General features: G+C 61.9%; 19 protein-coding genes. 8 read left to right on the top strand and 11 right to left on the bottom strand.

Translation table 11 applies throughout. The features are described from left to right. The first annotated feature begins 243 nt into the window (after positions 1-243). Positions 244-606: a BON domain-containing protein gene (locus tag AC0Z42_RS22050; protein WP_485470322.1), complete on the top strand. Its 363-nt coding sequence runs from the start codon at positions 244-246 to the stop codon at positions 604-606. 122 nt (positions 607-728) lie between these two features. On the opposite strand, the gene AC0Z42_RS22045 is transcribed toward AC0Z42_RS22050, so the two are convergent. The 7 genes from AC0Z42_RS22045 to AC0Z42_RS22015 all read right to left on the bottom strand — a co-directional run bounded on the left by AC0Z42_RS22045 (position 729) and on the right by AC0Z42_RS22015 (position 7,981). Continuing rightward, positions 729-2,084, bottom strand: coding sequence for an FGGY-family carbohydrate kinase (locus AC0Z42_RS22045; protein WP_485470321.1), 1,356 nt, complete (start codon positions 2,082-2,084; stop codon positions 729-731). Then, positions 2,081-2,407 (bottom strand): L-rhamnose mutarotase, encoded by a 327-nt coding sequence (rhaM, locus tag AC0Z42_RS22040; RefSeq protein ID WP_485470320.1) that lies wholly within the window; start codon positions 2,405-2,407, stop codon positions 2,081-2,083. Before rhaM ends, AC0Z42_RS22045 begins: the two co-directional genes overlap by 4 nt. A 14-nt stretch (positions 2,408-2,421) precedes the next feature. Continuing rightward, a complete protein-coding gene (locus tag AC0Z42_RS22035) occupies positions 2,422-3,462 on the bottom strand; it encodes an ABC transporter permease (RefSeq protein WP_485470430.1) in 1,041 nt (346 codons plus the stop codon). 5 nt (positions 3,463-3,467) lie between these two features. Then, on the bottom strand, positions 3,468-4,463 hold the full coding sequence (locus AC0Z42_RS22030; RefSeq protein WP_485470319.1) for an ABC transporter permease: 996 nt from the start codon (positions 4,461-4,463) through the stop codon (positions 3,468-3,470). Next, positions 4,451-6,001, bottom strand: a complete 1,551-nt coding sequence (locus tag AC0Z42_RS22025; protein ID WP_485470318.1) for a sugar ABC transporter ATP-binding protein — start codon at positions 5,999-6,001, stop codon at positions 4,451-4,453. The genes AC0Z42_RS22030 and AC0Z42_RS22025 overlap by 13 nt, the downstream gene beginning before the upstream one ends. A gap of 72 nt (positions 6,002-6,073) precedes the next feature. Beyond that, positions 6,074-7,072 (bottom strand): rhamnose ABC transporter substrate-binding protein, encoded by a 999-nt coding sequence (gene rhaS / locus AC0Z42_RS22020; RefSeq protein WP_485470429.1) that lies wholly within the window; start codon positions 7,070-7,072, stop codon positions 6,074-6,076. A 75-nt stretch (positions 7,073-7,147) separates the two neighbouring features. Beyond that, the gene (locus tag AC0Z42_RS22015) at positions 7,148-7,981 is read right to left on the bottom strand and encodes a DeoR/GlpR family DNA-binding transcription regulator (RefSeq protein ID WP_485470317.1); all 834 of its coding nucleotides are present in this window, start codon (positions 7,979-7,981) and stop codon (positions 7,148-7,150) included. 328 nt (positions 7,982-8,309) lie between these two features. Between AC0Z42_RS22015 and AC0Z42_RS22010 the strand changes: the two genes are divergently transcribed. From AC0Z42_RS22010 to AC0Z42_RS22000, 3 genes are all read left to right on the top strand, one after another. Next, on the top strand, positions 8,310-10,418 hold the full coding sequence (locus AC0Z42_RS22010) for a bifunctional rhamnulose-1-phosphate aldolase/short-chain dehydrogenase (protein ID WP_485470316.1): 2,109 nt from the start codon (positions 8,310-8,312) through the stop codon (positions 10,416-10,418). Positions 10,419-10,482: 64 nt separating this feature from the next. Continuing rightward, the gene (gene rhaI, locus AC0Z42_RS22005; protein ID WP_485470315.1) at positions 10,483-11,778 is read left to right on the top strand and encodes an L-rhamnose catabolism isomerase; all 1,296 of its coding nucleotides are present in this window, start codon (positions 10,483-10,485) and stop codon (positions 11,776-11,778) included. A 101-nt stretch (positions 11,779-11,879) separates the two neighbouring features. Continuing rightward, positions 11,880-12,893 (top strand): bile acid:sodium symporter family protein, encoded by a 1,014-nt coding sequence (locus AC0Z42_RS22000; RefSeq protein ID WP_485470314.1) that lies wholly within the window; start codon positions 11,880-11,882, stop codon positions 12,891-12,893. A 101-nt stretch (positions 12,894-12,994) separates the two neighbouring features. Here the strand turns inward: AC0Z42_RS22000 and AC0Z42_RS21995 are convergent, their stop codons facing one another. The 3 genes from AC0Z42_RS21995 to AC0Z42_RS21985 form a co-directional block, all read right to left on the bottom strand. Continuing rightward, positions 12,995-13,774 (bottom strand): hypothetical protein, encoded by a 780-nt coding sequence (locus AC0Z42_RS21995; RefSeq protein WP_485470313.1) that lies wholly within the window; start codon positions 13,772-13,774, stop codon positions 12,995-12,997. Positions 13,775-14,029: 255 nt separating this feature from the next. Further along, positions 14,030-15,457, bottom strand: a complete 1,428-nt coding sequence (locus AC0Z42_RS21990; protein WP_485470312.1) for a UdgX family uracil-DNA binding protein — start codon at positions 15,455-15,457, stop codon at positions 14,030-14,032. After that, complete coding sequence (locus AC0Z42_RS21985; RefSeq protein WP_485470311.1) at positions 15,454-16,686, bottom strand: putative DNA modification/repair radical SAM protein; 1,233 nt, start codon at positions 16,684-16,686, stop codon at positions 15,454-15,456. The genes AC0Z42_RS21990 and AC0Z42_RS21985 overlap by 4 nt, the downstream gene beginning before the upstream one ends. 151 nt (positions 16,687-16,837) lie before the next feature. On the opposite strand from AC0Z42_RS21985, the gene modA reads away from it, so the two are divergent. From modA to AC0Z42_RS21965, 4 genes are read left to right on the top strand one after another with little or no spacing between them, the layout of a single operon-like run. Then, positions 16,838-17,596, top strand: a complete 759-nt coding sequence (modA, locus tag AC0Z42_RS21980; RefSeq protein ID WP_485470310.1) for a molybdate ABC transporter substrate-binding protein — start codon at positions 16,838-16,840, stop codon at positions 17,594-17,596. A gap of 14 nt (positions 17,597-17,610) precedes the next feature. Beyond that, positions 17,611-18,282 (top strand): molybdate ABC transporter permease subunit, encoded by a 672-nt coding sequence (modB, locus tag AC0Z42_RS21975; RefSeq protein ID WP_485470309.1) that lies wholly within the window; start codon positions 17,611-17,613, stop codon positions 18,280-18,282. A 5-nt stretch (positions 18,283-18,287) separates the two neighbouring features. Then, positions 18,288-18,986: a sulfate/molybdate ABC transporter ATP-binding protein gene (locus tag AC0Z42_RS21970; protein WP_485470308.1), complete on the top strand. Its 699-nt coding sequence runs from the start codon at positions 18,288-18,290 to the stop codon at positions 18,984-18,986. Between the two features lie 31 nt (positions 18,987-19,017). After that, the gene (locus AC0Z42_RS21965) at positions 19,018-19,785 is read left to right on the top strand and encodes a TOBE domain-containing protein (RefSeq protein WP_485470428.1); all 768 of its coding nucleotides are present in this window, start codon (positions 19,018-19,020) and stop codon (positions 19,783-19,785) included. Positions 19,786-19,789: 4 nt separating this feature from the next. Here the strand turns inward: AC0Z42_RS21965 and AC0Z42_RS21960 are convergent, their stop codons facing one another. After that, positions 19,790-22,861, bottom strand: coding sequence for a HAMP domain-containing sensor histidine kinase (locus AC0Z42_RS21960; protein WP_485470307.1), 3,072 nt, complete (start codon positions 22,859-22,861; stop codon positions 19,790-19,792). Positions 22,862-23,004 lie beyond the last annotated feature (143 nt).

The raw sequence follows: 23,004 nt of genomic DNA, 5'->3' as shown, positions 1-23,004 counted from the left end.
CGTTTGAAATCAATAGCTTATGTTTGAGGATTGCTATTGTGCTCACATCGTGTCGCTGTCAGGCGACAAAAAGCCCGGGTTTTTGCGCCATGCCAGGCCGGAAAAATACAGATTGAATGTAAGTGGTTGATTTTAAAGAAGTTATAAAAGCTGGCACGCTGCTTGCTACATGGACCTATGTAACGCTTCAAAGTGTTGCTTTAACCAAGTAAGAAGCTTTTAACTTTATTGAGAGGAACTACCATGCAAACATCGAAACTGTTCAATACCCTGGTTGCCGCTATCGTTCTGTCGGGCGCCTCGATCACCGCTTCGCATGCCGCTGACTCCGCACCAAAAGCACAAGCTCCTGCTGACACCGTGGTAGCCGCCAACGCCGCTGCCGCCGTACCTGATGAAACCATCACCTCGTCGGCCAAGGCCGCCTTGGGCGCCGATGCCCAAGCTGCCGCCCTGCCGGTAAACGTGGCAACGCAACAAGGCGTGGTGGTGCTGTCGGGCGATGTACCGAGCGCCGAAGCGGGCGACCGCATCGTGCAGATCGTCGCCTCCGTGAGCGGCGTGAAAGAAATCAAGAACGAACTGAAAGTCAAAGCCGCCGGCTAACGCCCTCGCGCTGTACTTTACTCCGGGTTGCCCTGTCTGCGGACAGGGCATTTTTTTTGCGTGCATTTTTACCCCAAAAGCAAACCCCGGGGTCGGACCCTCAGGGTCCGACCCCAGCCTTTTTACGCCGTTGGGTTAATGTGCGCCCGCCACTGCGCACGGTACGCAGCCAAACCGTCTATCTTCAGCGCCGCCATCACCGTCGACGCCATCACCGGCACGCCACCCCAGCGGTGCAACATCCAGCCGCCGCAGGTGGTGCCGCTGGCGTCCTGCGATACGGCCACGTCCTGGCCTGGCCGCAGCGCCGCCAGCACGGAGGCGAAATGCGGGTTGTCGGTAAAGCTGCCTTCCACCGTCACCGGCCCGCCGGCGCCGAGGGCATCGAGGCAATAGTCGCTCATCAGCGCGCAGTACAGGGTGGCCAGCGCATAGTGTTCCTGTGCCGTCTGCGGTGGCGGGCCAATGATGCGCCCGGCCTGCCCGACAAACGGCCCGCCGGACTCGGCAAAACATGGCAGCGCCGAGGTGCCCTGTTCGACCAGCCGCGCGATATCGGCCGCATCGCACACTTGCGGCGCCGCGCCCGCCAGCACCGAAAACTCGCGCCCGCCCATAAAGCGCATGCAGGCCACCGGTTGGCCCAGTGCATTGACGTTGGCCAGCATGTCGGCCGTTTCATCGAGCTGTTCCAGGGGCGCACCAAATGCCGCAGCAATCGCCCAGGTGCCGGTCGACAAGACCGTGCGCGGCTGGGACTCTCCTTGCGCATCGAGATAGCGCAGCAGGGACGCATTGCTGTCATGGATGCCGCACAGTACCTGGCATTCTGGCAGCGCGGGGTTGGCTTGCAGCGGCCCCAGCGCGGTCCATGCCGCTTGCAGCGGTGGAAACAACTGCGTCCATTCCATCCTGTGCACCAAGGAAGAAAACGTGCCCTGCTGCGGCTGCCACAAATCCGTATGGCAACCGAGCGACGTCACTTCGCTGGCGGCCACGCCCGACAATCTCCAGGCCCAGTATTGCGGGTACGTCAATATGTGCCGCGCACGCGCAAATTGCTGCGGATACGTTTTCGCCAGCCAGTACAGTTGCAAACCCAGGTTCAGGCCGCACGGCAGTTGCGGCGACAGGGTGTCGCCAAAGGCCGGGCGCAGCGTTGCATATTCCGCCGCCAGCGACTGCGGCAGGTTCGATTCATAGTCGAGGATGGGCAGTACCAGGCCTTCGTCATCGACCAGCGCCGCCGTGGCGCCATGCGTGACGGGGACGATGGCGGTGATGTGCGCCAGCTGCGAAAAAGCCGCCAGCGTGCTCTGCAGCCAGTGCCACAGCCGCTCCGTATCGTGGTGCGGGTACAGTCCCGATTGAACGATGCTGTTCGGGCAGCGCTGCTCGGCCAGGATGGCGCCGGCGGCGTCGAGCAGGGTCAGCTTGGCATTGGTCTTGCCGATATCGAGTACCACGGTGGCAGTCATGGCTGTCCTTGCGCGAGATGAAATACGGGCAGCAAAGGCACGGACACGGGTGAAGAGTCAGGCTGCGTGTCCATCAGGTCGGCCATATGATCCCACCAGCGGCGCATTACCGGGTGCTGCGGCAGCGCGTCCATCGTGTGGCCGTCCATGCGGCGCAGCACGGCAAACAGCGCGCCGCTGGCTTCATCGAGAAAGATGCTGTAGTCGCGCACGCCGGACTGGTGCAGCAAGGCTGCCAGCTCGGGCCAGATGGCGTCGTGGCGCAGTTTGTATTGCGCAGCATTGCCGGGTTTGAGCTGCATCCTGAAAGCGATTTGTTCCATGCTTATTTTCTTAATTATTTTTTCGTCGATTTGCGGTTCAACAGGCGCGGCAGTGCGATCGTAATGAGCAGCAAGATGCCGACCACGATGGTCATGATGACGCCAGGAATATTCAGCAGCGCCAGGCCATAGGTAACCATGCCCAGCAGCAGCACGGCCAGCAGCACGCCGCCGATGCTGCCCTTGCCGCCGGCGATGCTGACGCCGCCTAAAATCACCATGGTGATCACTTCCAGTTCCCAGCCCATGGCGATATTCGGCCGCGTGCTGCCAATGCGCCCTGTCAGCAAATACGCCGCCAGGCCGGCCATGGCGCCCGTCAGCACGAACAGCGCAAAGCGGTAGCGGTCCACCGCCACGCCCGAGAAGCGCGCGGCCATCGGATTGCTGCCGATGGCAAAGATGCGCCGGCCCCAGCTGGTCGCATGCAGCAGCACGGCAAACAGCACGGCAAACGCCAGCAGGATCACGAAGGGGCGCGGAATGATGTCGAAGAAATAGCCCTGGCCCCAGTCGATCAACAATTGCGGGTAACCCGTGTAAGCCTGGTCGCCGAGGATCACGCTGGCCAGGCCGCGATACAGCGCCACGGTGCCGATCGTCACGACGATGGAAGGCAAGGCAAAGCGCGTCACCAGCACGCCGTTCAGGCTGCCGCAGAGTGCGCCCATGGCCAGCGCCACGAACAGCAGGCCTGCCGGCGGCACGCCGTGGTGGTGCGCAAAGCCCATCGCCACCGACGACAGCGCCAGCGTGCCCGAGACGGAAATATCGATTTCGCGACAAATGATCAGCAAGGCCATCGGCAGCGCAATCAGCGCTTTTTCGCTGAAGTTGAAAGTGCTGTCGGCCAGGTTGTAGGTGTCGAAAAAGTTCGGCAGAAAGATGCTGTTGCCGACGAATACCGCCACCAGCAGCAGCGCCAGCAGCGCTTCCCAGTGCGCCAGGTAATGCGACAGCCGCGGCGCCTTGCGGTCGAGGATGGTGTAGCGCGAACCAGGCCCTTTTTCTGATGGCGTATTGGCCGCGTCAGGCTGGTGGAGAGTAGTCGAGATCGCGTTCACGCGGTGCTCCTTGATGAGGGTTGCAGCATGGCCAGCGGCAGGATCTGGCGCCCGGCTTTCTTGTTGCCGCGTGCATTGATCAGGACGGCCGTCAGGATCACGATGCCGGTCAGCGCGCTCTGCCAGAACGGCGACACTTTAATGATCGGCAAGGCGTTGTTGATCACCGACAGGAACAGCGCGCCGAGCACGGCGCCGGCCACGGTGCCGGCACCGCCGGCGATGCTGATGCCGCCGATCACGCAGGCGGCGATCACGGTAAATTCAAAGCCGTAGGCAATTTCCGAATACGCGACTGCATAGCGCGCCACCCACAGGTAGCCGCACAGGCCGGCCATCATGCCCGACAGGCCATAGGTCCAGAACAGGCGGCGCGCGGTCGAGATACCGACATAGCGCGCCGCCAGCGGCTGGTTGCCGATCGCATACAGATCGCGCCCGAAGCGCGTGTAGCGCGCCAGCAGCCAGATGGCGATAATGGCGGCGGCGGCGATCCATACCAGATGCGTGATGCCAAACAGATGGCTTAATGGAAAGGCGATGAAATTGGCCGGCATCTGGTGCGACGAGACCCAGGCGCCGCCCGACAAGACGAACACCAGGCCGCGATACACGCTCATGGTGCCCAGGGTCACCACGATGGGCGGCAGGTCCAGGTAGCCGATCAGGTAACCGTTCACCAGCCCCAGCAGCAGGCCGATCAGCACCGCCACCAGCATCACCAGTACCAGGGGCAGGCCGGGATAATTGACCGCCAGCAGCGCCGCCATCATGCCCGACAGCGCCAGGTTCGACGCCACCGACAAATCGATGCCGCGCGTGACGATGACGAACATTTGCGTCAGCGCCAGCATGATCAACAAGGTGCTGTCGGTCAGCAGATTGGCCAGGCTGCCGGTGGTCAGAAAGACCGGGGCGCGCACGCCCACGGCAACGGCCAGCAGCACGATCAGCAGCGCCAGCTGGACTTCGCGTTGTTTCAGGTAGTGCATATGAGTTCCTCGTTGGTATGCGCGCTGCCGGAGGCGGCGGCGACCACTTTTTCCGGCGTCGCCTGGGCGCGCGGCAACACGCAGTTGATATGGCCCTGGTGCATCACCACTACGCGGTCGGCCATGCCGAGCACTTCCGGCAATTCGGACGACACCAGGATCACCGACAGGCCTTGCGTCACCAGTTCGCTGATAAAGCGGTGCACGGCAGCTTTCGAGCCGATATCGATGCCCTTGGTCGGCTCATCGAGAATAATGACTTTCGGCTTGGTGGCCAGCCATTTGGCCAGCACCACTTTTTGCTGGTTGCCGCCGGACAGCTCCGACACCATCTGCGTGAAGTGGCTCGCCTTCAGTTCCAGCTGTTCGCTGAACTGGCGCGCAATCGCGGTTTCACGCGAGCGTTTGCTGCGCAGGAAAAAACCGATGCCGTCCAGGATCGGCAAGGTGATGTTCTGCACGATCGACAGCGACAAATGCGCGCCCTGGTGCTGGCGGTCTTCCGGCACATAGGCGATGCCGTGGCGGATGGCGTCGCTGGCGCAGCGGATCGCCACTTCCTGGCCAGCAATCTTGACCTTGCCGGTGACGCCGTGCGTGAGGCCGAACAGCGCCTGCATCACCTCGGAGCGGCCGGCGCCCACCAGGCCATAGAAGCCGACAATTTCACCTTGCTGCACTGAAAAACTGATATCGCGAAACTCGGTCGGATGACAGAACTGCGACACTTCCAGCAAGGTCTCTCCCAGCGGCACCTCGACCTTGGGAAACACCTGGTGGATCGCGCGCCCCACCATCAGGGAAACGAGTTGCGGTTCGCTGATCTCGGCCAGCAGGCCGGCGGCGACAAAATGGCCATCGCGCAGCACCGTGTAGCTGTCGGCGACGGCAAAGATTTCATCGAATTTGTGCGAGATGAAAATGACCGCCGTGCCGGCCGCACGCAGCTGGCCGATAATGCGGTACAGCTCGTGGATTTCGCGCTGCGACAGCGACGCCGTCGGCTCGTCCATGATCACCACCCGCGCATCTTGCGACAGGGCGCGGGCGATCTCGACGAAGTGGCGCTGCGCCACGCTCAGGTCCTTGACCTTGGCCAGCACCGGCAGCTGCACTTCCAAGCGCGCGAAGATCGCTTCGGCTTGCGACGCCATCAGCGCCCAGTCGATGCGGGCCGGATAGCCGGTCTGCGGCTGGCGGCCGATATAGATGTTTTCGGCCACCGTCAGCTCGTCGAACATCACGGTTTCCTGGTGCACGGCGGTAATGCCGGCATCCATCGCGTCTTGCGGGCTGGCAAACAGCACGCGCTGGCCGTTCACTTCGAGATGGCCGGCGTCCGGTTGATAGATGCCGGTCAGGGTCTTGACCAGGGTCGACTTGCCGGCGCCGTTTTCGCCGATCAGCGCCATCACTTCACCGGCGCGCACCGTCAGCGCCACGTCTTTCAGCGCGGTGACGCCATGGAAATGCTTGCAGATGCCGTGCAGGCGCAATACCGGCGCCTCGGCCTGCGAAATAGGGGGATTCTGTGACATAGCCATTCACAAGTTAAGGATTTCGTAGGTCGGGTTAGCGGAACGCGTAACCCGACAACAGCCGCCGACGTATTAGAAAATTTTCGAGAACTTGTCGACGTTATCCTTGTCATACGTGAACGGTGGCGCCAGCGCCGCTTCGCCGGTGGCGTCGACGGTCAGCTTGCCCATGCGTCCCACCGCAATCGATTCGCCAGCCTTGCCGGTCGCCTTGCCAATGACGAACTGATGCGCGGCATAGGTGGCGGCGTAACCCAGGTCGATCGGGTTCCAGATCGCGAAACTCTTCACGGCGCCGCTCTTCACATGGCCGGCCATTTCCGATGGCAGGCCCAGGCCCGTCACATACACTTTGCCGACCAGTTTTTCATCGACCACGGCCTTGCCGGCCGCATTGATGCCGACCGTGGTCGGCGCGATGATGGCTTTCAGGTTCGGGTTGCTGCGCAGCAAACCAATCGCTTCGCGGTAGCTCTTGTCGGACTGGTCGTCGCCATACACGGTCGAGACCAGCTTGATTTTCGAATACGCGGGCTGGGCCAGCGTTTTCTTCATTTCGCCGATCCAGATATTCTGGTTGGTCGCTTGCGCGGTGGCCGACAGGATGGCGATCTCGCCGGCGCCGCCGATGGCGTCAGAGGCCATCTCGATCTGCTTCTGGCCGATCAGCGACGGGCTCGATGGATTCAGTTGCAGCAAGCGGCCATCCTTGGCCACGCCGCTGTCGAAGGAAATGACCTTGATGCCGCGCTGCATGGCTTTCTTGGTGATCGGTACCAGCGCATTGGCGTCGTTGGCGGAAATGACGATGGCCTTGACCTTCTGGCTGATCAAGGAACTGATGATTTCGATCTGGCCTTCGGCGGTGGCGGTGGTCGGGCCCGTGTAGATGATTTCCACGTCGCCCAGCTGCTTGGCCGCTTCGTTCGCGCCTTCGTGGGCGGCGTCGAAAAAGCCGTTGCCGAGGTTTTTCACGACCATCGCGATCTTCATTTTTTCCGCCGCCTGCGCGCCGGTGGCCAGGCAGGCCATCATGCAGGTACCGAGGACCGCCACCATCATTTTTTTCATTTTCATGCCACGTCTCCTTTTATTATTGATGTGGCGGTAGACACCATGTCCCCGGCCATCTTGTTATTGGTTTTTTTAGTGGACTTGCCATTCCCGTTCCGCGTTCAGCAAGGTCGATTCCGGCATCAGCTCGGGCGCCACCGCCAGTACTTTCACGCCCGACTGTTCCAGCATCTGCACCGCCGCGTCCGACGCGCCGGTATCGGTGATGACGCAGGAGACGCGGTTCAGGCCGCACAGGATCAGCCCCGCCTTGCGCGCGAACTTGCTGCTGTCGGCCAGCACGATCAGTTCCTCGGCCTGGCTGATCAAACGCTTTTCGGCCTGGATCAGCATCGGGTCCGCTTCCATCAGGCCCAGCATTGACAGGCCATACACGCCCATGAACATTTTTCCTGCGTAATGGTGCTGGCTGATGTCGTTGTCGAACGGGCTCAGGATGACGTTCTGTTCGCGGTAGACCTTGCCGCCCGGCAGGATGATTTCATTCTCGCTGGTCATCAGCAATCGCTCGGCCATCATGAAGGAATTGGTGAGGATTTTCAGGCGCTTGTCGACCAGAAATTCCACCATGCGATAGGTGGTGGTGCCGCCATTGATGATGATGGTGTCGCCGTCCGCGCACAGACCGCAGGCATGTCTGGCAATCGCGCGTTTTTGCGCGGCGCAGCGGTCGATATTGTTCTGGAATGTCTCGCCCGACAGCGCAAAGGTGCGCTGCTTTTTTTGCGGCAGGCTTTCCGCCCCGCCACGGGTGCGCACCAGCAGGTTGCGTTCGGCCAGCCAGGCGATATCGCGCCGCACGGTGGCCGGCGACGAATTGAGCCAGCCGACCAATTGGTCGACGCTCGCCGTGGTGTGCTCGGCGAGTAACTTCAACAGCCCCTTGCGGCGTTTGTGATTGATCACTTTGTCTCCTCTTTGAGTCATCTCCTTGTCGGCAAGCGCAGGGCGCACAGGCAGGGACGACTTCTTTATCGGTGAGCCAGCCTAAGCAGTTGAGCAGTCTGTGTCAACAATCAATCAATCAACATGGTGATTATTTGCCCACTGCGCAAATAGCTGATCGGGCTTCCGATCAACATGGTGATTATTTGCGTTTCTCTCACCATTTTGATTGCTTGTTGATTGACACGATCAGGCCGCTGATTTCTACTGAGCGCTGCTGCCGCCAACTGCTCCGCACACAGATGTGGTCATGGCAATGGGCACACATAACCAATAATGGAGACACTGTATGACCGCCACGATGGACACCAAATCGCCCGCGCCCATGACTTCGCTGTGGGATGACGCGCACGCCGCAACCTTGAGCGAACCGGAACTGCTGCTGTACCGCTCCAACCTGCTCGGCTCCGACATGCGCATCACCAACTTTGGCGGCGGCAACACCTCTGCCAAGATCACCATGACCGATCCGCTGACGGGCGATCAAGCCGAAGTGCTGTGGGTAAAAGGATCGGGCGGCGACCTGGGCAGCATCAAGCTCGATGGTTTTTCCACCCTCTACATGGACAAGCTCAATGCCCTGAAAGGCCGCTACCGTGGCCTGGCGCTGGAAGACGAAATGGTGGCCTACCTGCCCCACTGCACCTTCAACCTGAACCCGCGCGCGGCCAGTATCGACACGCCCTTGCATGCCTACATTGCGCGCAAGCATGTCGACCATATGCACCCGGACGCGGTGATCGCGATTGCCGCCTGCGCCAACAGCAAAACGCTCACGCAAAAGATTTTCGAAGGCGAGTTGGGCTGGCTGCCATGGCAGCGCCCCGGCTACGACCTGGGCCTGAAACTCGAAGCGCTGTCGCAGTCGCAGCCGAACCTGAAGGGCATTATCCTCGAAGGCCACGGCCTGTTTACCTGGGGCGATACGGCCAAGTCCTGCTATGAAGTGACCCTGGCCATCATCAAGCGCGCCGAAGACTGGCTGGCCGCGAATACCAGACAACCGGCGTTTGGCGGCGCCAAAGTTTCCCCGCTGCCGTCGCAAGAACGCGCGGCGCTGGCACAGCGGCTGATGCCGCTGCTGCGCGGCAAAATCAGCCAGGACGAATACAAGCTGGGCCACTTTGACGACAGCGCCAATGTGCTCGATTTTGTCTGCAGCAACGATCTGCTGCCGCTGGCCGCGCTGGGCACCTCCTGCCCCGACCATTTCCTGCGCACCAAGATCCGCCCGTTCGTGATCGATTTTGATCCGACCAATCCTGATTTCGACAAGCTGGTCGCCGGCCTCGACGATGCACTGGCCGCCTACCGCGCGGAGTACATTGCCTACTACACGCGCTGCAAGCACGACAACAGCCCGGCCGTACGTGACGCCAATCCGATCATCTACCTGATCCCGGGCGTGGGCATGCTGTCGTTCGCCAAGGACAAGGCGACGGCGCGCATCGCCGGCGAGTTCTATGTCAATGCGATCAACGTGATGCGCGGCGCCAATGGCGTCGACACCTATGTCGGCCTGCCGGAACAGGAAGCGTTCGATATCGAATACTGGCTGCTGGAAGAAGCCAAGCTGCAGCGCATGCCGAAACCGAAAAGCCTGGCCGGCCGCATCGCCCTGGTAACCGGTGGCGCCGGCGGCATCGGCCAGGCCGTGGCGCGCCAGCTGCTGCAGGAAGGCGCTTGCGTGATGCTGACCGATATCGATGGCGGCGCTCTGGAAGAAGCCGAGCAGGCGCTGTTGAAAGTGGCGGGCCGCGACAATATCGCCACGGTGCGCGCCAATATCACGGCCGAGCATGAGGTTGAGTCCATCCTGAACGCGGCCGCGCTGCGCTTTGGCGGCGTGGATCTGCTGGTGTCGAACGCGGGCATTGCGTCTTCCGCGCCGGTGGAAGACACGACCCTGGAAATGTGGGAGCGCAACCAGTCGATTCTGGTCACCGGCTACTTCCTGGTCAGCCGCGCCGCCTTCCGCATCATGAAGCAGCAGCAGCTGGGCGGCAGCATGGTGTATGTGGCCAGCAAGAATGGCCTGGTCGCTTCCGGCGGCGCCTCCGCTTATTGCACCGCCAAGGCAGCTGAAATCCACCTGGCGCGCTGCCTGGCGCTGGAAGGCGCGCCACATGGCATCCGCGTCAATGTGGTCAATCCCGACGCAGTGATCCGCGGTTCGCGCATCTGGGATGGCAAGTGGAAGGAAGAGCGCGCCGCCTCGAACAAGATCGATTCCGACGATATCGAGGAATTCTACCGCCAGCGCAGCATGCTCAAGCGCAGCGTGCTGCCGGAAGACATCGCCGAAGCCGTGTATTTCCTGTCCAGCGAAAAAGCCGCCAAGAGCACCGGCAATATCATCAATGTGGACGCCGGCAATGCGGCCGCGTTTACACGATAATCAACACTCATAAAAACATGACGCAGCCGGCCAACGCGCCGCGCTGCGCATAAGGAGACAAAACATGAATACCATGATCAACGAAGGCCTGGTGGCCGAGCACAATGCCAAGCTGCAAGCGAATCTGGACGCCGACTACGCGGCGCTGGCCGGCGTGCTGGAGCGGCGCGGCCAGGACATTGAACAACTGACGGCGCTGGCGCAGACCTTTGCCGTCGCCGTGCCCACCTGGGGCGCCGGCACCGGCGGCACCCGCTTTGCCCGCTTCCCTGGCGTGGGCGAGCCGCGCAATATCTTTGAAAAACTGGAGGACTGCGCCGTCATCAACCAGTTGACGCAAGCCACGCCCGCCGTCTCGCCGCACTTTCCGTGGGACAAGGTCAGCGATACCGCCGCCCTGCGCGAAATCGCGCAAGGCTACGGCCTGGCCTTTGACGCCGTCAACTCCAACACCTTCCAGGACCAACTGGGCCAGGCGCACACCTACAAGCACGGCAGCCTGACCTCGCAAAGCGCGGCCGTGCGCGCGCAGGCGGTCGAGCACAATATCGAGTGCATCGAACTAGGCCACGCGCTCGGTTCGAAAGCGCTGACGGTGTGGGTCGGCGACGGCGCCAACTTCCCGGGCCAGCACAATCTGCGCGGCGCGCTGGAGCGTTACCTCGACAGCATGCGCGACATCTATGGCGCCCTGCCCGCCGACTGGAACATCTTCATTGAACACAAGCTGTTCGAGCCGGCCTTCTACGCCACCACGATCGCCGACTGGGGCACCAGCTTTGCCTGCGCCACTACCTTGGGCCCGAAAGCCAAATGCCTGGTCGACCTGGGCCACCATGCGCCGAATACCAATATCGAGATGATCGTCGCGCGCCTGGCGCAGTTCGGCAAGTTGGGCGGCTTCCATTTCAACGACAGCAAATACGGCGACGACGACCTCGATTCGGGCAGCATCAACCCGTTCCAGTTGTTCCTGGTCTTCAACGAACTGGCCGACGCGGCCGAGCGCGAAGGCAGCACCTTCAACCCCGCCTACATGCTGGACCAGTCGCACAATGTGACCGACCCGATCGAAAGCCTGATGAGCAGCGCGGTGGAAGTGCAGCGCGCCTTTATCCAGTCGGCACTGGTCGACCGCGCCGGCTTGCGCCAGCTGCAGGAAAGCAACGACGTGCATGCGTCGGCACAAGCCTTGAAACAGGCCTTCCGCACCGATGTCAGCGCGATTCTGGCCATGGCGCGCCTGCGCTCGGGCGGCGCCATCGATCCGGTGGCGTGCTATCGCACCACGGGTTATCGCGAAGCGCGTGGTGTGGCCCGCCCTCCGAAGGCGGGCGCCAGCAGCAGCGGTATCGTGTAAGCGCAGCAACAACGGCGGCATGCGGCTTGGCTGCATGCCGCCAGGCAAGCAGGTAGAATGCCAGGCAATGGCGCTATGCTGCGCCGCAACCAGGCCTACGCATGTCTTCCTTCTCTCCCGGCGCCCTGCTGCGCAATCTGAAACCCGATAACTTCACGATCGCCCTGCTGGTCACCGTGGCGCTGGCCAGCTTCTTGCCGTGCTCGGGCACCACCGCTGTGGTGTTCGGCCATGTCACCACGGTTGCCATCGGCCTGCTGTTCTTCCTGCATGGCGCCAAGCTGTCGCGCGAAGCGGTGGTGGCCGGCGCCCTGCACTGGCGCTTGCACCTGCTGGTGCTGGCCAGCACCTTCATTCTGTTCCCGATATTGGGCCTGGCACTGCGTCCGCTGGCCCTGACCTTCCTCACGCCCGACCTGTATATGGGCATCCTGTTCCTGTGCGCCTTGCCGTCGACCGTGCAGTCGTCGATCGCCATGACCGCCATGGCGCGCGGCAATGTACCGGCCGCCATCTGCAGCGCCTCGGCCTCGAACTTTATCGGTATTTTCCTCGCACCCATCCTGGTCGGTTTGCTGGTGGCAAAAGGCGCGGAAAGCAAGTCGTCGCTCGATGCCGTCTTGTCGATCGTGATGCAATTGCTGCTGCCGTTTTTGGCTGGCCAATTCCTGCGCCGCTGGATCGGCCGCTGGGTCGACCGCCATAAAGCCACCCTGAAATACGTCGACCAGGGATCGATTCTGCTGGTGGTCTACACGGCCTTCAGCGAAGCGGTCAACGAAGGCATCTGGCATACCTTGTCAATCGAAACGCTGGTCGCATTGGGCCTGATCAGCCTGCTGCTGCTGGCGCTGGTGCTGGGTATTTCCACCTTTGTCAGCCGCCGCCTGGGATTCTCCAAGGAAGACGAAATCGCCATCGTCTTTTGCGGCTCCAAGAAAAGCCTGGCCAGCGGCGTACCGATGGCCAAGGTGCTGTTCTCTACGCGTTCCCTGGGCATGGTGATCCTGCCGCTGATGCTGTTTCACCAGATTCAATTGATGGTGTGCGCGGTGATTGCGCAGCGGTATGCAAGGCGTCGCGAGGTGTTGGAGGTGCCGGTTACGACACGCTGATTGATGTTGGGGACGAGGAAGAGTGCAGCGCGTGTTTGTGTAATTTTTTGTGTAAAAACTGCCGGAATTGGTTCTTCGCCATCCCGGCAGTAGCGCTGTACCTATTTTTTATGGTTGATGGCGCTGATACCTTTAATCGTAAATTTCTTTGAGTATAAAGCAGGCGCCCTGTAGAACGTCGAGGTCGGATTGATCCTGACTGCCGCATGAAGAAGGTCGTGTGCGGCCTGCTCCAAGCCAGCATCAGAGTACGCTGTCGAGGCATTGTTCGAGTATGGTTTTTCTGGATCAATGGTCACGCATGGAACTGATTTATGCCCGCGCTCGTCAAGGTAGGCGATGAATGCATCCTCCGCCATGAACGCCCCGTACATGCGCCAAGCGTACTTTTTTCCCCAGTAATAATCATCGTCCTGCGCATTGTGCGTTACCCGTGTGTCGTTCTTCTCTTTCTCTTCCGCATAAGCTTCCTGAGCATAGTTTTGCGCAACCATATAACTCAGCAGCGGATTTACTTGGTCCGCTTCTGTAATGACGGACGGCTCAACCTGATTAACTCCGCTAGACAATGGCTGAAAGCCGATATTGTAATGTTTCCCGTCTTGCATTTGAGCAACTCCATTCGCCTCAAACTCGTAGACAGTACCAGTATTTTCTGGCGAGAAAGAGTGGCGATACATGCCGCTTGGCAACTTCGTCATGATGTAATTGCGGCAGATCAAATGATAAACTGTGTGCAAACTTGAGGGCTTCATGACTTTCCTAACTCGAAGATGGCGGATATTTTTTTGGAGTTTCTGTACAACATCTGTTGCAATACTTAAACTATGGGCAACTAACAAAAAAACAAGTGCTGCTGCTGAAATACGTTTGAAATACATATTCAGTAGCTTTACCCGAGACGATTCATGAGCATTGAGAGTACACCGCTACGCTATGCCAGATCGAACAAAATACCATGCCATTTTGTGGAAATTACGTCGACCTTCTCCATTAACCAACCGTAATTTGCCCCTTGCCTAACAGTTTTGATAATGCGGTTTGCCCACCAAATTGATCAATGATTTCTTCTGCACTCATTGCTTGCTCCAGAAATTAATATTTTTACTTTATCATCGACAAAAAACAGTTTTTATCTATTCCATGATGAGCTTCAACGCCAGCCGCAGCCCCTCGACAATCACCTGATACGCCTGCCTGCGGCTCTCTTCATCCGGCGCCCGCAGCACATACGACGGGTGATACACGGTCACCACCCAGCGCCCGTCATGCTGCACCGGCGTGCCGATCAGCGGCGTCATGGTGGCCGCGCCATCCTGCAAAATCGATTTCAATGCGGTGCTGCCCAAGGCCACGATCACCTGCGGTTGTACGCTGGCCAGTTCCTGTTCCAGCCAGTCATGGCAGGCGGCGATTTCGCGCTGGGCGGGGGTCTTGTGCAGGCGGCGCTTGCCGCGCGGTTCCCACTTGAAATGCTTGACGGCGTTGGTCAGATAGATGCTGTCGCGCGCGACGCCGGCTTCCTGCATGGCGCACTCGAGCACGGCGCCGGCCGGACCCACAAACGGCAGTCCTGCCAGGTCTTCCTGGTCGCCCGGTTGTTCGCCGACCAGCATGATGGACGCCTGCTTTGGACCCACGCCGGGCACCGCCTGGGTGGCGCTTTTCCATAGCTCGCAGCGGCGGCACTGGTCCAGCGTGGTGGGTAGTTCGCGCGCGGGCTGGGCGCGCTCGGCGGAGATCGGGATCATGGTCGCGCCGCTGCGCTGGCCGACGGTGGCGGTCTGTCCCGTACGCCGTTCGCCGTTGGCCGCTCCACTGACCATGGCCGGCACGATGGCGCCTTCGGGCAGGTTTTTCCAGAAGCGCGACGGGATATGGCTGCGCAGCAGGTCGGCGTTCAGGCGCGCCGGGTTGAAGATGCTGCGGTAGTAGGTCAGCCACAGCGCTTCGCCGGCATCGTCGATATCGGCCGGGCCGCGATCGGCCGGGCCGCGCATCAGGGCCGGGCCGGCGTGCAAGGTTGTGCCGTCCCACAGCATGGTGGCGGTTGGCGTGGCGATCATCCAGCTGATATTGCCCATGCGGCGCGCGAAGTGGCGCGCCACTTGCGGCAGCACGTCGTGCGCGGGCTCGAACCAGGCGACGAAGCGCGGTGCGCCCTGCGTTTCTTCGCGTTCGCGAAAACGCACATACGCATGCATGTCGTGCTCTTCGCGGCGCACGGCCTTGGCCATGCCGTGCAGGCGTGATCCGTCCGCATCGGCCGGCGAGATTACGTCGTGCTGGCCCTGCTGCCAGCGCCAGAGCACCTGATACAGGAAAGCCCAGCGGTCATGGGCGTTGAAGCAGGCGGCGCTTTCCAGCAGTTCCACCAGCGTGCGGGGCAGGCGTAGCGGCGGCGCGCTGGTATCGGTGGCGTCGGCCGTGGCAGAAAACAGGTCGCCGTCGCCTGGCTGCGACTGCCATTGCACGGAAGCCGGCGGTACCCCCAGCGCGATCAGCTCACGCGCGGCCGCGCGCCACTCGTCAAACGACTGCGCCAGGCGCACGACCTGGTTCATGCCGCCTGCAGTTCCGGCCACAAGTTCATCTGCTGCGGCGCTTGCGTCATGGCGCGGCGCAGGTTTTCGGAGGTGGTGCTGTCGCGCGCCGGAAAGTAGTCGGCCGTGATGATGAACGGCGCAATTTTTTTCATGCTGCAACGCAGGCGCGACAGGTCGGCGTAGCGCACTTGCCGCAAGCGTCGCAGGTCGACGATGCGCTGGGCGTTGCGCAGGCCGATGCCGGGCACGCGCGCGATCATGTGCAGCGCGGCGCGGTTCAGGTCCATCGGAAAATGCTCGCGGTGCGCCAGCGCCCACGCCAGCTTCGGGTCGATATCGAGCGCCAGGTTGCCGCCGCTGGCGGGCAGCAGTTCGCTGGCCTGGAAGCCATAGCTGCGCAGCAAAAAGTCAGCTTGATATAAGCGGTGTTCGCGCATCATCGGCGGCGGCGCCAAGGGCACGCTTTTCGGGCTGTCGGGGATCGGGCTGAAGGCCGAGTAGTACACGCGCTTGAGCTTGTAACTGCCGTACAGGGTCTCGGCCGTGTAGAGGATCTGCTGGTCGTCGCTGGCGTCGGCACCGACGATCATCTGCGTGCTTTGCCCGGCCGGCGCAAAACGCGGTGACCTGGGCTCTTCCGCTTTTTCATCGAGCTTGCGGCGGATAGACCCCATCGCCAGCTTGATGGTGTGTACGCTTTTTTCGGGCGCCAGCTTTTGCACGCTGTCCTGCGTCGGCAGTTCGATATTCACGCTGAGGCGGTCGGCATAGCGGCCGGCGGCGGCGATCAGCGCCGGGTCGGCGTCGGGGATGGTTTTAAGGTGGATATAGCCGCGGAACTGGTGCACCTCGCGCAGTTCGCGCGCTACCTGCACCAGCTGCTCCATGGTGTAGTCGGCCGACTGGATGATGCCGGAACTGAGGAACAGGCCGTCGATGTAGTTACGCAGGTAAAAGTCGGCCGTGAGCTTGACCACTTCGGCCACCGTGAAGCGCGCGCGCGGCACGTTCGAGGTGCGGCGGTTGACGCAGTACTGGCAGTCGTACAGGCAGTAATTGGTCAGCAGGATTTTCAGCAGCGACACGCAGCGCCCGTCCGGCGTATAGCTGTGGCAGATGCCCATGCCGGAGGTGGCGCCAAAGCCGTCCTTGCCAATCGAATCGCGCCTGGGCGCACCGCTGCTGGCGCAGGACGCATCGTACTTGGCCGCGTCGGCCAGGATTTCCAGCTTGTCCGTCAATTCCATGGCTTCACCCAATATACTGTTTTTTTATACAGTATATCAGCGAAACCCGGTTTGTGCCTGCTTGATCCGTGCAATGGCAAGACGTTATATATCGGTGTATATTACGCTTCTGTTGATTGCTCAGTTTATTGTTTACTTCAAGGATACAACCATGCGCCTGACCTCTTTCGCCCGCCTGCTGGGCACTGCTTTGCTTGCTACCGCCGCCAGCTCCGCCATGGCCGGGGAAGTGGTCGTGTCGGCCGCCGCCAGCCTGACGAATGCCTTCAAGGATGCGGCGCAAAGCTACGAGGCGCAGTATCCGGGCAGCAAGGTCTCGCTGAACTTCGCCGCCTCGGGCGTGCTGTTGCAGCAGATCGTCAAGGGCGCGCCGGTCGATGTATTTGCTTCGGCCGACCAGGAAACCATGGACGCGGCGCAAAAAGAGGGCCTGGTGCTGCCAAGTGACCGCCATAATTTTGTCGGCAACAGCCTGGTGCTGATCGTGCCGTCCGACAGCAAGCTGGCCATCAGGAATCTCAATGACCTGACGCAGAAAAGCGTGACGCGGGTGGCGATCGCCAACCCGGCCAGCGTGCCGGTGGGCCGTTATGCGGAAGGTGCGTTAAAGAAGGCAAAGCTGTGGGACGGCGTGCAGGCCAAGGCTATCAGTACGCAGAATGTGCGCCAGTCGCTCGACTATGTGGCGCGCGGCGAAGTCGATGCGGGCTTTGTGTATGGCACCGACGCGGCCATCATGAAAGACAAGGTCAAGGTGGTGTTTGAGGTGCCTTTGGCGTCACCGGTGCTGTACCCGATCGCCACCATCAAGGGCAGCAGCAATGCAGCCGAGGCGAAGCGTTTTGTCGGCTATCTGCAGACGGCGCCGTCGCAGGCGATCCTGGCAAAGTACGGTTTCAAGAAGCCATAAGCTGACAGCGCCGCATGGATATCGCCTGGACCGCGCTGGCCCTGTCGCTGAAAGTGGCGGCATGGGCCACGGCGCTCAATCTGCTGCTGGGCATAGGCACCGGCTATCTGCTGGCGCGCGCCCGTTTCCCCGGGCGTGACCTGCTTGACGCGCTGTTGACCTTGCCGATGGTAATGCCGCCGACGGTGCTCGGCTACTATCTGCTGGTGCTGCTGGGGCGGCGCGGCACTCTGGGCGTCTGGCTGCAGGAACACTTCGGCATCAACCTGATCTTTACCTGGCAGGGCGCCGTCATCGCCGCCACCATCGTCGCTTTTCCGCTGGTATTCAAGCCGGCGCGCGCGGCGTTTGAAGCGGTTGACGGCCAGCTGGAACAGGCGGCGCGCGTACTCGGTATTTCAGAGCTCGCGATTTTCTTTCGCGTCACCCTGCCGCTGGCCTGGCGCGGCATCCTGGCCGGCGTGCTGCTCGGTTTCGTGCGCGCGCTGGGCGAATTTGGCGCCACCCTGATGGTGGCCGGCAGCATCCCCGGCAAGACGCAGACCCTGTCGGTAGCCGTGTATGAAGCGGTGCAGGCGGGCCAGGACGACACCGCCAACACGCTGGTGCTGATCACCTCCGTGGTGTGCATCGTGGTGCTGCTGGCCGCCGGCAAGCTGGCGCCCGGTCGCATCGCCCACAGGTAAAACCCATGCAACTCGACCTCGATATCCGCGCCACTTTGCGCTCCGGCAAACGCAGTTTCAAGCTGCATGTGCAATGCACGTCCGCCAGCCAGCGCATCGCCCTGTACGGGCCGTCCGGCGCCGGCAAGAGCATGACCCTGAAAGCGATCGCCGGCCTGTTCACCCCGGACGCCGGCCATATCCGCCTGAACGGGCGCACCCTGTTCGATTCCGCCGCCGGCATCAACCTGGCGCCGCAGCAGCGCAATGTGGCCTATCTGTTCCAGGACTATGCGCTGTTCCCGCACCTGACGGTGCGCCAGAACGTGGGTTTCGGCCTGGCGCGCGGCTGGTTCAATCCGAGGCCGCGCGAAAAACTGGCAAAAGTCGAGCATTGGCTCGATGCATTTCATCTGCAGGAACTGGCGCACCAGTATCCCGACGAGTTGTCCGGAGGCCAGCGCCAAAGGGTGGCGCTGGCAAGGGCACTGGTGGCCGAGCCGGCCGCACTGCTGCTCGACGAACCGTTTGCCGCGCTCGATCCGGCGCTGCGCGTGAGCATGCGGCTGGAACTGAGCCAGTGGCAACAGCAGCTGGGCGTGCCGATGATCCTCATTACGCATGACCCGGAAGATGCGCGCATCCTTGGCGAGCATGTGCTTACCTTGCGCGATGGCCGCATCGACACGGTGGCAGACAACCAACACGAGGTAAAAATTGGATAAGGTGGAAATTGGCCTGCAAGGCTCGGTCTGGATGACGGTGGGAGGCGAAAACCTCGGCGGCGCCGGCAGGGTGGAATTGCTCGCTGCGATCGCCGAATGCGGCTCGATCACGCAGGCGGCCAAACTGGTGAAGATGAGCTACAAGGCGGCCTGGGACGCCATCGATGCGATGAACAATCTTGCCGGTGAACCGCTGGTGGAACGCCTGACGGGTGGCAAGGGCGGCGGCGGCACGCGCCTGACGCAGCGCGGGCGCCAGCTGGTCGACAATTTTCGCATTATCGAGATCGAGCATGCGCGCTACCTGCGCCAGCTGAGCGGCCAGGCCGAAGGCATTGCCGACGACCTGTTACTGATACGGAGAATGGCCATGAAAACCACGGCACGCAATCAATTCCTCGGCAAGGTGGCCGAACTTAAATCCGGCGCGGTCAACGACGAAGTGATCCTGGAATTGCCCGGTGGCCAGCAGATTGTTGCCGTCATCACGCAGGGCAGCAGCGACAGCCTGGGTCTGGCGCCCGGCGTGGAAGCGTTCGCGCTGATCAAGGCCTCGTCGATCATCCTGGTGGCGGATGGCGAAGGCGCGCGCTTCTCGGCGCGCAACCAGCTGGCCGGCAGCGTCACGCGCGTGCAGACGGGCGCCGTCAATACGGAAGTGGTGCTCGATTTGCCAGGTGGCGGCACGATAGCCGCCATCATTACCAATCAAAGCGCCAGCGAAATGGAAATCGCCGTCGGCAGCCAGCTGACGGCGATGTTCAAGGCGTCGAGCGTGATCCTGGGCGTGCCCGCATAAACAATCAATCCTCCAGCCGCGACAGCCAATCCGCCGCCGCCGCCAGCACTTGCTCCAGTTCCAGCACCGTCTGCGCCAGCAGCGCCGGCACTTCGTCGTGGCGGCCTTCGTCGATCGCCTGCTCGGTGGCGAACGAGGCGCGTATCAGGCGCTTGGTGCCCAGCGTACCCACCGAACCGCGCAGGCCGTGCAGGATGCGCGCAACGTCGCTGTGGCGGCCCTCCTGCAAGGCCGCTTCGGCGTCGCGCAACGGTGTCATGCCCTTGTTCAGGGCGTCTTCCACCATGCGCCGCAAGACCGCCCTGCCCTTGGGGTCCTTGCCCATCACGCGCATCAGCGCGGCCATGGAAAACACTTCCTCGTCGAGTGGCGCCGCCGCTACCGCCTGTACTGCGGTGCGCTTGGGCAGGTGGCGGTTGATCACTTCCATCATTTCCTCGACCACCACCGGCTTGGCAATGAAGTCGGTGATGCCGGCCGTCATGCAGCGCTCGCGCTCGGAGGCCAGCACGCCGGCCGTCATGGCGATCACCGGCAGCTGCAAGCGCAGTTCGGTGCGGATGATGTGGGTGGCGCTGAAGCCGTCCATCACCGGCATCTGCATGTCCATCAGCACGATGTCGTAGCGCAAGGACTCCATGCGCAGGCGTTCGACCGCCTGCAGGCCGTCGCCCACCACGTCCAGCGTGGCGCCCATGTGTTCCAGGATGCCGCGCGCCACCGCCTGGTTCAGGTGATTGTCTTCCACCAGCAGGAAATGCACGCCGGCCAGTTCGGTGCCGCTTTGCTGCAGCGCGATATGCTGTTCGCCGTCCTGGGTGGCGTTCAGGGCCTGGTGCAGCGCGTCGAACAGGCTGGAACCGGTGATCGGCTTCATCAGCACCACGTCGGCCTCGGCCGCGCTGGAGATTTCTTCCAGGTGATTGCGGGCAAACGCGTTGACCATCACCACGATGGGCTGGCGCTGGCCGGTGGCCGCCTCGCGTATCGCCTTGGCCGTGGCCAGGCCGTCCATGACGGGCATGTGCCAGTCGGCCAGCACCACGTCATATGGCTGCCGGCTGGCCAGGCGTTCGCGGTACAGCTCGATGGCGGCAAAGCCGGAGTCGACTTCATCGGCGGCCCAGCCCCATGCTTCGATCAGTTTCACGATCAGTTCGCGCGTGGTGCGGTTGTCGTCGGCCACCAGCAGGCGCAACTGGCCCAGGGCCGGTTTGCGGCGCTCTTCGTTTGGCTGCGCCAGTGCTTCGAACGGCACGCTGAACCAGAAGCGGCTGCCCTTGCCTTCGCTGCTGGCCACGGCGATATCGCCGCCCATCATGTGGATCAGATGCTTGCTGATGGCCAGGCCCAGGCCAGTGCCGCCGAAGCGGCGCGTGATGCTCTGGTCGCCCTGCGAAAAGGCGGTAAACAATTGTTCCTGCTGCTGCGGCGTCATGCCGATGCCGGTGTCGCGTACTTCAAAGCGCAGCCAGGCCTGGCCGGGCGTTTGCTCGGCCAGGCTGACGGCCACCACTACTTCGCCGCTGGCGGTAAATTTGATGGCATTGCCGGCCAGGTTGACGAGGATCTGCTGCAGGCGCTGGGCGTCGCCCACCAGGCGGCGCGGCACGTCGGGCTCGACCGCGATCGCCAGTTCCAGTTCCTTTTCGCCGGCATTCATGGTCATGGTGGTGGCCAGCGTGTTCATCACTTCATCGAGATCGAATTCGACCGGCGACAAATCCATGCGGCGCGCCTCGATCTTGGAAAAATCAAGCACGTCGTTGAGGATGCCCAGCAGCGACTGGCCGGCCACGCGCACCATGGTCAGGTATTTGCGCTGCTCGGTATTGAGTTTGGTGTTACCGAGCAAATACACCATGCCCAGCACGGCGTTCAGCGGCGTGCGGATTTCATGGCTCATGTTGGCGACAAAGTCGCTCTTCGCGCGGTTGGCCGCTTCGGCGCGGTCGCGCTCGTCTTCGAGTTCGGTCGCGCGTGCTTCCACTTCCTGCTGCAATCGGTCGCGCTCGCTCATCAGGCCGTTGAAGGCCGCCGTCAGTTCGCCGATCTCGTCGCGCTGCTCGACCGGCAGCGGCGTGAAGCGCTGGCCGCTGCTGCGCAGCGCCAGCAGGGTGTCTCGCAGGCGCACCAGCGGCGACAGCAGGCGCACCGTGACCCAGCCCAGCACCAGCGCCGCCAGCAGCGAGGCGCAGGCGCTCCACAGGATCAGCCGGTACAGCACGCCGTCAAACGGCTCGAAGGCGTCATCGACCGGCAGCGAGGCAGCCAGCAGCCAGTTGACCGATTTCAGGTGCTTGAAGCTGTTGACGGCTTTCACGCCGCGGCTGTTGGTGCTGACCATGCTGCCTTCGCCGCCACGCGCGATCAGCGCGCTGGTGGCGGGGTTGGCATTGTCGGCGCGCGGCTGCAGCAGCTTGGCCGGATCGGGATGCAGCACGTACAGCGGCACCTTGCCCTGCGTCAGGATGAAGTAATAGCCATTCTTGCCCACCTTGGCCGTGCGCAGGTCGCCCAGCAGGTTGTCCTTGTACAGGCGCAGCACGCCGATCACGATGCCGGCCACCTCGCCATTGGCGCCGATCACCGGCGCCACCATCTGCACGATGGGCAGGCCGCTGGACTTGCCCAGCATCGGTTCGGTAATCATGGGCTGGCGCGTGCGCATGACGGTGCGGAAGTAGTCGCGGTCAGCCACTTCGACACCGCTGCGTCCCGGCACTTCGGGCACGTCGCTGACCACTTTGCCATGCGCATCGAGCACCAGCACGTCGTCGAACAGGGCCAGCATGGCGCGCTGCTCATGGTACTGGCGCAGCTGGGCCGGCTGTGCCATCAGCGCGGCGGGCTGGCGGCGCGCCGTTTCGCTGATCACGTCAAGCAGCATGCCAAGCTTGTCGTCGAGTTCTTCGGCGGTGCGTTCGATCATGGCCGTCTGCTGGCTCAGCAATACTTTGGTGAAATCGTCGCGCATGCGCTGAACCTGCACCAGGGTCACCAGGGCGATCATGGCGATCGAGGTCAGGCTGGTAGCCAGCGCGACTTTTGCTTTAATGCCCAGAGGCTTCATCATTTCCTTATCCTTGGCAAACGGGCAGGCGGCACAAGCGTGCTGCGAGAGATGCTATCAGGAATTCTCCTATCAATACATCAACTTGGCAAGCATGGGCTTGTGGCGGCGTTGCCATGAAAATAAATGCAGAAAGTGATTTAAGC

The organism is Janthinobacterium sp. 1L-D-8-B-C4 (assembly GCF_057291295.1).
Note: the sequence above shows the minus strand (reverse complement) of the source record. Positions and strands in the feature narration are given on the sequence as shown.

Bases quoted from the DNA above. Each gene is read 5' to 3' on its own strand.
- AC0Z42_RS22050 (WP_485470322.1), top strand. From the start codon at position 244: ATGCAAACATCGAAACTGTTCAATACCCTGGTTGCCGCTATCGTTCTG.
- AC0Z42_RS22045 (WP_485470321.1), bottom strand. From the start codon at position 2,084: ATGACTGCCACCGTGGTACTCGATATCGGCAAGACCAATGCCAAGCTG.
- rhaM (WP_485470320.1), bottom strand. From the start codon at position 2,407: ATGGAACAAATCGCTTTCAGGATGCAGCTCAAACCCGGCAATGCTGCG.
- AC0Z42_RS22030 (WP_485470319.1), bottom strand. From the start codon at position 4,463: ATGCACTACCTGAAACAACGCGAAGTCCAGCTGGCGCTGCTGATCGTG.
- AC0Z42_RS22025 (WP_485470318.1), bottom strand. From the start codon at position 6,001: ATGTCACAGAATCCCCCTATTTCGCAGGCCGAGGCGCCGGTATTGCGC.
- rhaS (WP_485470429.1), bottom strand. From the start codon at position 7,072: ATGAAAAAAATGATGGTGGCGGTCCTCGGTACCTGCATGATGGCCTGC.
- AC0Z42_RS22010 (WP_485470316.1), top strand. From the start codon at position 8,310: ATGACCGCCACGATGGACACCAAATCGCCCGCGCCCATGACTTCGCTG.
- rhaI (WP_485470315.1), top strand. From the start codon at position 10,483: ATGAATACCATGATCAACGAAGGCCTGGTGGCCGAGCACAATGCCAAG.
- AC0Z42_RS22000 (WP_485470314.1), top strand. From the start codon at position 11,880: ATGTCTTCCTTCTCTCCCGGCGCCCTGCTGCGCAATCTGAAACCCGAT.
- AC0Z42_RS21995 (WP_485470313.1), bottom strand. From the start codon at position 13,774: ATGTATTTCAAACGTATTTCAGCAGCAGCACTTGTTTTTTTGTTAGTT.
- AC0Z42_RS21990 (WP_485470312.1), bottom strand. From the start codon at position 15,457: ATGAACCAGGTCGTGCGCCTGGCGCAGTCGTTTGACGAGTGGCGCGCG.
- AC0Z42_RS21985 (WP_485470311.1), bottom strand. From the start codon at position 16,686: ATGGAATTGACGGACAAGCTGGAAATCCTGGCCGACGCGGCCAAGTAC.
- modA (WP_485470310.1), top strand. From the start codon at position 16,838: ATGCGCCTGACCTCTTTCGCCCGCCTGCTGGGCACTGCTTTGCTTGCT.
- modB (WP_485470309.1), top strand. From the start codon at position 17,611: ATGGATATCGCCTGGACCGCGCTGGCCCTGTCGCTGAAAGTGGCGGCA.
- AC0Z42_RS21970 (WP_485470308.1), top strand. From the start codon at position 18,288: ATGCAACTCGACCTCGATATCCGCGCCACTTTGCGCTCCGGCAAACGC.
- AC0Z42_RS21965 (WP_485470428.1), top strand. From the start codon at position 19,018: ATGACGGTGGGAGGCGAAAACCTCGGCGGCGCCGGCAGGGTGGAATTG.
- AC0Z42_RS21960 (WP_485470307.1), bottom strand. From the start codon at position 22,861: ATGATGAAGCCTCTGGGCATTAAAGCAAAAGTCGCGCTGGCTACCAGC.